At 70.6% G+C, this 12,407-nt stretch carries 8 protein-coding genes; 5 read left to right on the plus strand and 3 right to left on the minus strand.

Annotation, left to right across the window (positions count from 1 at the left end):
* Positions 1-27: 27 nt before the first annotated feature.
* Positions 28-1,221, minus strand: coding sequence for a glycine C-acetyltransferase (locus ACIOMQ_RS10705; protein ID WP_362197901.1), 1,194 nt, complete (start codon positions 1,219-1,221; stop codon positions 28-30).
* An 80-nt stretch (positions 1,222-1,301) separates the two neighbouring features.
* Positions 1,302-2,330 carry an L-threonine 3-dehydrogenase gene (tdh, locus tag ACIOMQ_RS10710; RefSeq protein WP_362197904.1) on the minus strand — a complete coding sequence of 343 codons (1,029 nt, stop codon included), beginning with the start codon at positions 2,328-2,330 and terminating at the stop codon, positions 1,302-1,304.
* Positions 2,331-2,921: 591 nt separating this feature from the next.
* On the opposite strand from tdh, the gene ACIOMQ_RS10715 reads away from it, so the two are divergent.
* From ACIOMQ_RS10715 to ACIOMQ_RS10735, 5 genes are all read left to right on the plus strand, one after another.
* A complete protein-coding gene (locus tag ACIOMQ_RS10715; RefSeq protein ID WP_402188607.1) occupies positions 2,922-3,845 on the plus strand; it encodes a helix-turn-helix transcriptional regulator in 924 nt (307 codons plus the stop codon).
* A gap of 238 nt (positions 3,846-4,083) precedes the next feature.
* Positions 4,084-4,590: an ABC transporter ATP-binding protein gene (locus ACIOMQ_RS10720; protein WP_402188609.1), complete on the plus strand. Its 507-nt coding sequence runs from the start codon at positions 4,084-4,086 to the stop codon at positions 4,588-4,590.
* A 279-nt stretch (positions 4,591-4,869) separates the two neighbouring features.
* Complete coding sequence (locus tag ACIOMQ_RS10725) at positions 4,870-6,327, plus strand: MFS transporter (RefSeq protein ID WP_402188611.1); 1,458 nt, start codon at positions 4,870-4,872, stop codon at positions 6,325-6,327.
* A 261-nt stretch (positions 6,328-6,588) separates the two neighbouring features.
* Positions 6,589-8,325 carry a glycosyltransferase family 2 protein gene (locus ACIOMQ_RS10730; RefSeq protein ID WP_402188613.1) on the plus strand — a complete coding sequence of 579 codons (1,737 nt, stop codon included), beginning with the start codon at positions 6,589-6,591 and terminating at the stop codon, positions 8,323-8,325.
* 15 nt (positions 8,326-8,340) lie between these two features.
* Positions 8,341-11,373: an SGNH hydrolase domain-containing protein gene (locus ACIOMQ_RS10735; protein ID WP_402188615.1), complete on the plus strand. Its 3,033-nt coding sequence runs from the start codon at positions 8,341-8,343 to the stop codon at positions 11,371-11,373.
* A 140-nt stretch (positions 11,374-11,513) separates the two neighbouring features.
* Here the strand turns inward: ACIOMQ_RS10735 and ACIOMQ_RS10740 are convergent, their stop codons facing one another.
* On the minus strand, positions 11,514-12,404 hold the full coding sequence (locus ACIOMQ_RS10740) for a hypothetical protein (RefSeq protein WP_402188617.1): 891 nt from the start codon (positions 12,402-12,404) through the stop codon (positions 11,514-11,516).
* Positions 12,405-12,407 lie beyond the last annotated feature (3 nt).

Below are 12,407 nucleotides of genomic sequence, written 5' to 3' on the forward strand. Positions count from 1 at the left end.
AACCCCGGCGCCCGGGTGGGGCAGGTGCTACTCCCCCAGCGCGGCCCGCGCGTCGACGAACGCGTCCACGGCCCGGTTCACGTCCGCCGTGGAGTGCGCGGCGGAGAGCTGGACGCGGATACGGGCCGCGCCCTGCGGGACGACCGGGTACGAGAACCCGATCACGTACACACCGCGCTCCAGGAGCAGCTCCGCCATCCGGCCTGCCTTCGCCGCGTCCCCGATCATCACGGGGGCGATGGCGTGGTCGCCGGGCAGGATGTCGAAGCCTTCCTCGGTCATCCGGGTTCGGAAGAGCTCGGTGTTGTCGTCGAGCCGCTCGCGCAGGTCACCGGCCGCCTCCAGCAGGTCCAGGACCTTGAGCGAGGCAGCCGCGATGACCGGGGCGAGGGTGTTGGAGAAGAGGTACGGGCGGGAGCGCTGGCGCAGCAGTGCGACGATCTCGGCGCGGGCCGCGACGTAGCCGCCGGACGCACCGCCGAGCGCCTTGCCGAGGGTGCCGGTGATGATGTCGACGCGGTCCATCACGTCGTGCAGTTCGGGTGTGCCCCGGCCGCCGGGGCCGACGAAGCCGACGGCGTGCGAGTCGTCGACCATGACCATGGCGTCGTAGCGCTCGGCCAGGTCGCAGATCTCGCGCAGCGGGGCGACGTATCCGTCCATGGAGAAGACGCCGTCGGTGACGACGAGGCGGCGCCGGGCCCCGGACGCCTCCTTGAGCTGCGTCTCCAGGTCGGCCATGTCGCGGTTGGCGTAGCGGAAGCGCTTGGCCTTGGAGAGGCGGATGCCGTCGATGATGGAGGCGTGGTTGAGGGCGTCGGAGATGACCGCGTCCTCCGGGCCGAGGACGGTCTCGAAGACCCCGCCGTTGGCGTCGAAGCAGGAGGAGTAGAGGATCGTGTCCTCCTGGCCGAGGAACGAGGAGAGCCGCTGCTCCAGTTCCTTGTGGACCTCCTGGGTGCCGCAGATGAAGCGGACCGAGGCCATGCCGTAGCCCCAGCGGTCGAGCGCCTCGTGGGCGGCGGCGATCACCTCGGGGTGGTCGGCGAGGCCCAGGTAGTTGTTGGCGCAGAAGTTGAGCACCTCACCGGGGCGGCCGCCGGCGGTGACGGCGACGGTCGCGGACTGCGGGGTGCCGATCACCCGCTCGGGCTTGTGCAGTCCGGCGGCCCGGATCTCGTCGAGGGTGGTGCGCATGTCGTCGCGTACGGAGTCGAACATGAGGGGTGTCTCCCAGCTGTCTACGGAGGCGTCGCTGTCTAAGAGGACATCGGGTCGGCGCTGTCCACAAGGGCGTCGGGTCAGGAGGTCCAGTCGAGGATGACCTTGCCGCCGCGGCCGCTCGCCGCGTCGTCGAAGGCCGCTTCGAAGTCGCGGTAGCCGTACCGGCCGGTGATCACGGGGGCGAGGTCGAGGCCGCCCTCCAGCAGTACGGACATGGCGTACCAGGTCTCGTACATCTCACGGCCGTAGATGCCCTTGATGGTGATCATCGAGGTGACGACGCGGGACCAGTCGACGGGGAACTCCTCGGACGGGAGTCCGAGCATGGCGATCCGGCCGCCGTGGGTCATGTTCGCGATCATGTCGCGCATCGCCTCGGGCCGGCCGGACATCTCCAGACCGATGTCGAAGCCCTCGCGGAGTCCGAGGCGCTTCTGGCCCTCGGCGATGGTCTCCTCGCCGACGTTCAGGGCGAGGCTGACGCCGACCTTCCTGGCCAGTTCCAGCCGGGCCTCGCTGACGTCGGTGATGACGACGTGACGGGCGCCGGCGTGCCGGGCGACGGCGGCGGCCATGATGCCGATCGGTCCGGCACCGGTGATCAGTACGTCCTCGCCGACCAGCGGGAACGACAGCGCGGTGTGCACGGCGTTGCCGAACGGGTCGAAGATCGCGGCGATGTCGAGGTCGACGGGGGTCCGGTGCACCCAGACGTTGGACGCGGGCAGGGCGACGTACTCGGCGAACGCCCCGTCCCGGCCGACGCCGAGCCCGAGCGTGGAGCGGCACAGGTGGCGGCGTCCGGCCAGGCAGTTGCGGCACTTCCCGCAGACCAGGTGGCCCTCACCGCTGACCAGGTCGCCGACGTTGATGTCGACGACGTCGGCACCGGTCTCCGCGACCTCACCGACGAACTCGTGTCCGAGGACGAGCGGGGTGCGTACGGCCTGCTGGGCCCAGCCGTCGTAGTTCCGGATGTGCAGATCGGTGCCGCAGATGCCGGTGCGGAGCACCTTGATCAGTACGTCCGAGGGGCCGATCTGCGGCTCGGGCACGTCCATCAGCCAGAGTCCCGGCTCGGCCTTCTGCTTCACGAGTGCCTTCACGGCTGTGGCTCCCTGCGCTGTACGGCGTTGAGTACCCCGGGCCGGGGGCAGCCTTGGGGAAGCCTGCGGCCCGGGGAGGAATGAGAGGGACGGCATGGCAGCGCGCGTCGATCGGCTGCCGCGCACCATCCTCTGCCGTCACGGAGAAATCTGCCGCACCCCGCGCCACAGGTCCATCGAGGTTTTCTTAAGCGCGCCCGCAGCTCCGCTTCATGCCCCGCACCGCCCGGCCCGCCGGCCGGGCGCCCCCTGAACAGGCCGGACAGGCGGCCGGCCGCCGCGAACGCGCCCGTGATCAGTCGCCGGGCTCCTGCGACGGGTCGTCGCGGCCCGGTGCCTCATGGGGTGCCAGGACGCGCCCGTCACGGGGGTACGGCTTGGTCCATCCGGTGGACGCGCACCGCACCCCCACAAAGCAACTTAGGTTACCCTAAGTTGCATTACGGTGGTTGATTCTTCGTCTCTGGAGGCGGTGTGGCCAGGCGCTTCTCGCTCACGTCCGCGCGTGGGTACGCGGATCTCGGACGGCAGTACCGGGATTTCTACGCGGCGATCGGGAGCTGTCGCGCGGGCGGTACGGAGGGGACCCGGGTGTATGACCTGCATGCGGGGACCGGGTCCGGGAGCATCACCGTTCATGAGCTGCTTCATGGCGTCACCCTCACGCTGTACGACCTGACGTTCCACGACGAGCTGGTCCTCTACTTCGATCTCACCAGCGACTACTTCGAGTTGGAGTACTGCCTCGACGGGCTGATGCGTCTGGAGGAGCGGACGACCGGGGCGACGGTCTTCGGGGCCAACGAACTGTCGATCTCGCATTCGCGGGCTTCTGCGGGGCGGCTCGTCCGTCCGGCGGGCCAGCGCTACCGGGGGGTGTCGATCGCGGCCCGGCGGGAGGCCACCACCGTGTTCTTCGGGAGCCTGGGGGCGGCGGCATGGGAGGAGAGCGTCGAGGAGATGTCGGCCGAACTGCGCGACGCGCACTATCTCGGGAGGCAGGCACCGCCCGAACTCGCCGCCGCCTTCGCCGACTTGTTCACCTGTGCGCTGCCGGCCCGGTTCCGGGTGCTGTATCTCGAATCGAAGGTCATGGAGATCCTCGCCCGGATCGTCGCGGGCGCGGATTCCCCACGCGGCCCGGCTCAACCGCCCATGGCGGAGTACGAGATCGAGCGGATCCGACGGGTTCCGCAGATGCTGATGGAGAACCTCCACGAGCAGCACACGGGGGAATCACTCGCGCGCGCCCTCGGCCTGTCTCCCAAGCGGCTCAACCACGGATTCAAACAGCTCTACGGCGACACCGTCTTCAGCCATCACCGCAACGAATGTCTGCGCCGCGCCTCGATGCTGCTGGTGGAGACCGATCTCAGCGTCGCCGCCGTCGCGCTCCGCAGCGGCTACTCCAGTCCGAGCAACTTCTGCTACGCGTTCAAGAAGCGCTACGGGCAGACGCCCCGGCGGTACCGGGCCGCACGGACTCCGGCCGGAGTCCGGGGGGCCCACTCCTGATCCCCGGGAGAGCGTTCGCTCCACATTTCCCGGCAACGCTCTCCGTACATGTTCCGCGACGTTCCTTCCGAGGATGGCCGGGTGGCCCGAACGCCACGCCTTCCCCGAAAGGACATCGTGAACGTCTCCCCGCCCCCGGCCCACCCGACGCTCCGGATACCCCGGATGCCCCGGAATCGGATGCGCACCCGCGCGGCCCTCGCCACCGGCGCGGTGCTCCTGCTCGCCGGCTGTACGCATGCCGCGCGCACCGCTGCCGTGCACGGACCGGCAGATCGTCCGGCGCGCGCTGCACCGGGTGCACATGGGCGAGTACGCGGAACGGAGCTTCCGCAGCCTGTCCGGAGGTGAGAAGCAACGCGTGGTGCTCGCGCGGGCTCTGGCCCAGGAACCCTCCTTTCTCATCCTGGACGAGCCCACCAACCACCTCGACATCAAATACCAGTTGCAGATCTTCTCGATCGTCAAGGAACTCGGCATCGGCGTGCTCGCCGCGCTGCACGACCTGTCGATGGCGGCCGGCTACTGCGACGAGTTGTACATGCTCAAGGAAGGCGCCGTGGTGACCCATGGGCCGCCCCACGAGGTTCTCACGCGCGAACTCGTCCGCGAGGTGTACGAGGTCGAGTGCGAGACCTACCGGAACCCGGTGACGGGCCGGCTCGCCATCGCCTATCTCGACGAATACAACCGGCGTCTCGACGAACACGACCAGCCGCTCGGGACGCCTGCCCGCCTCGCGTGACGCACGGCCGCCCGCCCCATGTGACATACCACCGCCCGCCTCACGTGACGCACGGCCGCTCGCCTCATGTGACGCACGGCCGCTCGCCTCATGTGACATATGACCGCCCACCTCGTGCGACATACGACCGCCCGCCCACCTCATGTGACATACCACCACCCGCCTCGCGTGACGTACAACCACTCGCCTCATGTGACATATCACTGCCCGCCTCGCGTGATGTCGCTTCGGCACGGGTGATGTCGCCTCCCCCGACCGGCCGCCCGAAGGAATGGGTCCGTGAAATTCCGCAACTTCGCTCCTCTGCTCGTCGCCTGCATCGCCACCTTTCTTCTCCTCGCGTACGCCACCGTCGTGACCGTCGCCATTCCCGCGATCGCCACCGATCTGCACACCGATTTCGCAGCCCTGCAGTGGGTGGTCGACCTCTACACACTCGCGCTCGCGGCGCTCCTCATCGCCTGCGGCGCCGTGGGCGACGCCGTCGGCCGGCGCAAGGTCTTCCTGGCCGGCTTCACCCTGTTCACGCTCTCCTCCCTGGCCTGCGGGCTCGCGCCCGGCGTGCGGGAACTCATCGCCTTCCGGGGTGCGCAGGGCATCGGCGGCGCGGCCATGTTCGCAACCACACTGCCGCTCATCAGGGCGTCCTACAGCGGCCGGGAACAGCACAGGGCCTTTGCCGCCTGGGGCGCCGTGGCCGGGCTGGCCGCGGCCGTCGGCAATGTCTGCGGCGGGCTGCTCGCCGAAGCGCTGGGCTGGCGCTGGATCTTTCTGCTCGCCGTTCCGGCAGGGGCGGCCGGTCTGGTGCTCGCGGTCGTGTTCCTGCCCCGTGATCCGGAGCGCGGGGTCCGCCGCATGGACGTCGCGGGTTCGTTCCTGTTGAGCGTGGGCATCGCCGCCCTGGTCGTCGCCTCGCTCCTCTTCGGTGAGCACGGCGCAGGGGCCGGGCCGGCCGCCGCCGCGGTCGTCGCGGTGGCAGGGATCCTCGCCTGCGTCGTACGTGAGCGCCGGACCCCGGACCCCGTCATCGACCCGGCACTGTTCCGGCACCCCAGGTTCCTGGCCGTGGTCGCGGTGGCGTTCGGCTACTACTTCGCCGCGTTCGGGCCGCTCACGGTGATGTCGTCGTGGTTCCAGGACGGCGCGGGCCTCGACGCGGTCGACACCTCGCTGCTGCTGGCGCTCCAGCCCGCGGTCTTCTTCGTCGTCTCCGCCGCGTGCGGGGCCGTGCTCCAGCGCGTACCGCTGTGGGTACCGCTGGGTGTCGGCACCGCGCTCTGCGCCGCGGGTTGCGCGGGTCTCGCCCTGCTCGGCGCCGTCTACGAACCGTCGGCGCTCGTACCGTCGCTGGTACTGACCGGGATCGGTGCGGGAATGGTGTCGCCCGTGCTTCCGTCCGCGGCGATGCGGGACGCCTACCCGGCCCAGGCGGGTGCGGCGGCGGCCGTGGCCAACACCGCCCGCCAGGTGGGTCTGGCGCTGGGTACGGCGGTGTGCGGTGGACTGTTCATCAGCCTCTCCGCGCCCACGCGGCGGGAGTACACGGCGGCGATCGGCGAGGTCGGTGCCGTCGGGGCACTGGTCGCGCTCGCCGCGGCGGCGCCGGCGATCGTCCTGCTGCGGCGCGCGGAGGGGCGTACGCGGACCCGTGGCTCCCGCCCGCCGGCGGTGGAGTCGGGGACACCGGGGACGGGTTCCGCCGATACGGGGGCTTCCCGGCGCGACGCCGGCCGGTAATCCCGGGACCGGACCGGCTGCCGAGAGCGGGCGTCGACCTGGACCTGACAAATCGACACGGTCCGGGAATTGGATCACTGTTAACCCCCGCGTGACCTGCTGATTCCCGTACGACATGGACGCAACCGATCGAATAGGTCTGGACCAGTTGCCGACGTGTCGACCCGACGTCTCGTTTAACACTCCCTTGACGAATGGTCTATACCTTTGACGGTAGAGTGGGTCACCTGATGCCGCCACATGCACAGCTATGGGGGTCTTATGACGACGCATCACTTACCTCAGCCTCCGTCCGACCACGAGCTCTACTGGTACTTCGGACCCCAGCGCCGCTGGGTACTGATCAGCAGCTCGCTCGCCTTCGTCTTCACGGCGGCGACCATGCTCACCTTCGCCCTGCGCACCCCGGCCCTGTGGGCCTTCCTCGCGGTGCTCGCACTGAACCTCGTGGCCCTCACGCTCTCCTCGGTCAACAGCCTGCGCCAGCGCAGGCTGACCAGGCGTTCGCACGAGGTACTCATCCACGCCTGGAACCCCGGCGAACTCCCCACCGTCGACCTGTACTTGCCGACCTGCGGTGAGCCGCTCACCGTTCTGGACAACGCCTACCGAGCGGTCTCGGCAGTCGACTGGCCGGGCGACGCGCTGTCCGTGTGGGTGCTGGACGACGCCGATCGCGCCGAGGTCGCCGAGCTGGCGGCGGCGTACGGCTACCGGTACGTCGTCCGGCCCGACCGGGGACACCTCAAGAAGGCGGGCAACCTCAACCACGCGCTCACCCTGAGCAGCGCGGAGTACATCGCCATCCTGGACGCCGACTTCGCGCCCAGGCCGGACTTCCTGCGCCATCTGGTGCCGTATCTCGCGGATCCGGGCGTCGGCATCGTGCAGAGTCCCCAGTGCTTCGACACCGACGAGACGATGAGCTGGATCCAGCGCGCCGCCGGATCGGCCCAGGAGTGGTTCTTCCGCTGGATCCAGCCGTCGCGGGACGCGAGCGACGCCGCGATCTGCTGTGGCAGCAACGCGGTCTACCGGCGCAGTGCCATCGACCTGGCCGGCGGCTTCGCCAGGCTCGACCACAGCGAGGACCTGTACACCGGACTCGCGCTCCACGAGCAGGGCTTCCGCACCCTCTACGTCCCGGTTCTGGTGGCCAAGGGCACCTCGCCGGACAACCTGGCCTCCTTCGTCAACCAGCAGTACCGCTGGGCGATGGGCAATCTGCATCTGCTGGGGACACCCGTCCTCAAGCGCATGGGAGCGCCCTGGCGGATGCGGCTGTGCTTCTACGAGGGCATCGTCGGCTACCTGACAACGGTGGTGAACACGTTCGCCGCGCCGCTGCCGCCGCTGGTGATGATGTTCTGGTTCCCGGACGACGTCCGCCCCTGGCACGTACTGCCGCTGCTCGCCCCACTCTGGCTCTGGCACGTCCTGCTGCCACGGGTGAGCCGGACCCGCTGGCGGGTCGAGGTGATCCGGGCCAACGTCCTGACGAGCGTCGCCGCCGGGGCCGCCTTCCTGCACACCTTGCGCGGCCGCAGTGCGGCCTGGGTGCCGACCGGAGCCGAGAACGGGGGCGGGGCCGGTTCCGGAGCCCGATCGGGAGCCGGAGCCGGAGCCGCACGAGGGGCCGCGGGAGGAATGGCCCGCCGGGTCGTGTTCGTCTCCCTCGCCTGGCTCTGCTGCTCCACCGGTGCGGCGGCCGCCGGGCTCGCCCTGGCCGTGGTCCGCAACGGCTGGGAGCCCAACTGGGGTCTGGGTCTCTATCTGCTGGTGCAGTTCCAGATCAACGTGCCGCTGATACGTGACCTGTTGGCCGAACTGCGCCCCGCCGGAGCGACAACCCGCAGGCCCGCGCGGGCCCCGCGGCCGACCGGACGCTCCATGCTGCCCAGGCGCTGGCCCGAAGCGCTGGCCGCCACGACCACCCTCCTGCTCACCGCTCTCCTCGCGTCCGGCTGGGTCAACCCGATGCTGCCCTGGCTGAGCTGAAAGGCCGTCACACCGATGTCCACCACCGTGGCTCCCGGCCTCCGCCGCAGGAGCACCGCACCCCCCGGACCACCGTCCGACGGCTCCGGGCCCCCGGGCCCGCACAGGCCCGACCGCAGTACGTCCGGGCCCGGTTCGCGCCGGGCCGGATTCCGCCCCGACATCGAGGGACTGCGCGCGGTCGCGGTCCTCGGGGTACTCGCCTTCCACGCGGCCGTACCCGGCCTCACCGGCGGATTCGTCGGAGTGGATGCCTTCTTCGTCATCTCCGGCTATCTGATCACCGGACTCCTGGTGCGTGAAGCCGTCACCACCGGGCGCATCCGGCTGGGCGAGTTCTTCTCCCGCCGGGCCCGGCGGCTGCTGCCCTCAGCCGCCGTGGTCCTCGGTGCGGTCGCGCTGGCCGGGGCCTGGCTCACCGTCCCACTGCGCCGCACGGATCTGGAGTACGACGTGGTGGCGGCCGCGCTGTCCACCGCCAACTGGCGTTTCGTGCAGCAGCAGACCGACTACCTGGCCGCCGGGCACGACCAGAGCCCCCTGCTGCACTTCTGGTCCCTGGCGGTGGAGGAGCAGTTCTATCTGTTCTGGGCCCCGCTGCTGGCCCTCTTCGCGTTCGCCGCCGCCGGGTCGGTACGCCGGGGCCTCGCCGTGCGGTCCGCGGTGACCGCCGTCACCGTGCTGCTGACGCTCGGCACCTTCGCCCTGTCGCTGCGCTGGACGAGTGACTCCGTGTCGCTGGCCTACCTCGGAACGCCCTCGCGGATATGGCAGTTCGGCATCGGAGCACTGCTGGCGCTGCTCCCCTGGCACCTGCTGCGCGGGCCCCGCCCGCTGCGCCTGCTGTGCGGGTGGTCCGCGGCGGCGGCCCTTCTGTGGTGCATGACATGGTACGACGCGTCGACCCCGTACCCCGGATGGGCGGCACTCGTTCCGACCCTGGCCACGGCAGCGGTCATCCTGGCCGGGATACCCGACCGGTCCAGGGGGGCCGGGGCGGCGGTCCCGGACGCGTACGGAGTCGGCCGGCTGCTGGCGGGCCGGGGCCCACGGGCGCTCGGACGGCTCTCCTACACCCTGTACCTGTGGCACTGGCCCGTACTCGTACTCGCCGAGGCGCGTCTGGGAACCCTCGGCTGGCCGGCGAAGGCGGCGCTGACGCTGGCGGCCGTACTGCCCGCGCTGGCCACCATGCGCTGGGTCGAACAGCCGCTGCGCCACAGCAGAACCGTCTCCGAGCTGCCCCGGCGCGGCCTGTCCGTGGGCGTCTCGGCCGTCGTCATCCCCGTCGTCCTGGCTCTGGTGATGGGCACCACGGCCCTGCAACTGCTGGGCGCATCCACACCGGTTGACGTGAAGGGCCTGCCGCCGGGCGCGGCCGAAGGCCCGTCGCTGCTGACACGGAACGGTACGCCGCTCAAGGGCGGCCCCGTGGTGCCCGGTCCCGCGCAGGCGCGCAAGGACTTCCCGCCGGACGGCGCGTGCGAGGTGGCGCCGCAGGCCACCAGCAGCCCGCCCTGCCTGTTCGGGGCGGCCGACAGCCCGGACCGGATCGTTCTGCTCGGCGACTCGCACGCCGGACAGTGGTTCTCCCCGATGCTCGCCCTGGCGGCCGAACGCGGCTGGGCTTTGCAGGAGTTGGTGAAGCAGGGCTGTCCCCTGCCGGAACTGCGCGTCACCAACCCGCAGTTGGGCCGCACCTATCACGAGTGCGACACCTGGCGGGCGGATGCTCTGGCCCGGCTGCGGGAGGGGCCCAAGCCCCGCCTGATCGTGATCGCCTCCCTCAACCGCTACACCGATGACCAGCAACTCCTCCTCCGGGGCTGGGAGAAGACACTGAAGGCGCTGCGTGCGCCGGGGGTTCCGATCGTGTACCTGGAGGACACCCCGGTGCCGGGGACCGACATCCCGGCCTGCGTCTCCGGTCACACCGAGGACCCGGGAGCCTGCGCCTTCGACCGCGACTCGGCCCGGTGGCCCGATCCGCTCGCGCGCCGCATCGCCGCCGGACAGGTGCCGGGAGTACACGCCGTCTCGGTGAACTCGGTCCTGTGCCCGGCGAAGGGTACGACCTGCCCGGCGGTGCTGGACCGGATCCTGCTGTACCGGGACGACGCCCATCTCACGAACGTCGCGGCCGTGGTCCTGACGCCCCGGCTGGAACGCCTCCTCTCGGACACCGGGGCACTGTCCGGCCGCACCACCCAGGAGGGGGCGGGCGGCTGGACCCGGGTCATGCACGACGACTTCGACGGCCCGGCGGGCAGCCGCCCGTCCGCCGCACGCTGGAAGTACGACATCGGCACCTGCTATCCGGGCTGCCCGGCGCCACAGTGGGGCACCGGGGAGATCGAGACCATGACGGACTCGACCGACAACGTACGGCTGGACGGGAAGGGTTCACTGGAGATCGTCCCCACGCTCAGGAACGGGACGTGGTACTCGGGCCGGATCGAGTCCCGGCGGGCGGACTTCGCCCCGCCTCCCGGAGGGGTGATGCGGATCGAGGCGTCGATCGCGCTGCCGGATGTCACCGGCCCTGCGGCGGCGGGCTATTGGCCGGCTTTCTGGACCCTGGGCGGAAAGCTGCGCGACGGATACACGGGGTGGCCGTCCGTCGGTGAACTCGATGTGATGGAGTCCGTCAACGGACGGGACACCTTCTTCGGCAGCATGCACTGCGGCATCCTCGGGGGCGGGCCCTGCGAAGAGCCCGTGGGCCTCACCTCGGGACCGCAGCGGTGCTCCGGCTGCCGTACCGCGTTCCACTCCTACGCGGTCGAGGTCGACCTCAAGGCCGGTGCCGAGGAAGTGCGGTGGTATCTGGACGGGCGTGAGTACCACCGGGTGAAGGCCGCGCAGATGGATGCCCGGACCTGGGACCGGGCGGTGCACCACGGGCTGTTCCTGATCCTGAACGTGGCCATGGGCGGCATGCTCCCGACCGCCGACGGCGCCACCGCCGGCCCCGCCACGGAGCCCGGCCACCCGATGCGCGTCCAGCACGTCACCGTCTCGACCCGGGAGGCCACCACCCACTCGTGACCGGTGGCGGTTACCGACCGGCCCGCTCGTGACCGGTGGCGCTCCCCCGACCGGCCCGCTTCTTCCGGGGCGGTCGGGGGATCTCGTGGACGGGACCGGCATCGGTCCGGATCAGCTGGACGTACCCGTCGTTCCGGGGCCTAAGGGCTGTCCCCGCCCCTGTCCCTGTCCCTGTCCCCGTCCCCGTCCCTGTCCCCGAACGCCTCCCACCGGCCTCGTACCGTTCCGTCGGGGTCCGGCACCACGGCACACCGATCTGCCATCACCGAGTCCCTGAGCATGAGGGAGAAACCCTCGTCGGTCACTTCGGCGAGATCATCGGCGCCCCCGGGAAAAGTCCGGTGGGCCAGCTCCCCGGGTACCAACGGCGAGGTGAAGGCCGTGAAGTCGTCATCCAGCAGACCGGGGTCGAGCCGCAGGTCCGGATCGACAGCGACGCACAGGAGGGACCGGGGCCGGACGGTACCGGCGATGTCCGCCGCGTTCTCCGAAGTCACCCAGAACCATCGGCAACCATGGGACCCGTACGCCCAACGCTCGCACAACAGGGTCATCTCTCCGTCGGACTGCCGCACCGCTGCCCAGAATTCGTCGTCCGCGGCTGCCTCGACGATGGCCTGCTCGTCCGCGGGTTCCGGTGCCACCACGCGCCGTTCGAGCACGGCGGCACCGGTCCCGAGATCTGTCAGGCCGCCGGCCGCCCCGGGCGGCACGTAGAGGTGTACGGACCCGTCCCATCCCGACTCGATACGGAGCCGTCCCGCACCGGTGAGCCGGCAGTAGGGCCCGCGCCCGGCCGCCATCCCCACGACAAGGTCCACGGCCTCCGCCCGGTTCACCTCCGACCCGTTGCGCAGCCCCACGTACCTTTCGGGCAGCGGCCGGCTCACCAGCAGTTCGCCGACTTCCAGGCCGTCGACGCCGGTTGCGGCCATCACCGCGCCGAGCACACGCCGCAGGTCGGTGGCGTAGGCGCTCCAGCCCTCCGCATCGTCGAGATCGACTCGTACGCCTTCGTCACGAGGACTCACAAT

It is taken from the genome of Streptomyces sp. NPDC087845, assembly GCF_044742755.1.
Taxonomy (GTDB): domain Bacteria; phylum Actinomycetota; class Actinomycetes; order Streptomycetales; family Streptomycetaceae; genus Streptomyces.

Excerpts from the sequence above, each read along its gene's own strand:
- ACIOMQ_RS10705 (WP_362197901.1), bottom strand. The coding sequence starts at position 1,221 with ATGTTCGACTCCGTACGCGACGACATGCGCACCACCCTCGACGAGATC.
- ACIOMQ_RS10720 (WP_402188609.1), top strand. The coding sequence starts at position 4,084 with ATGCCGCGCGCACCGCTGCCGTGCACGGACCGGCAGATCGTCCGGCGC.
- ACIOMQ_RS10730 (WP_402188613.1), top strand. The coding sequence starts at position 6,589 with ATGACGACGCATCACTTACCTCAGCCTCCGTCCGACCACGAGCTCTAC.
- ACIOMQ_RS10735 (WP_402188615.1), top strand. The coding sequence starts at position 8,341 with ATGTCCACCACCGTGGCTCCCGGCCTCCGCCGCAGGAGCACCGCACCC.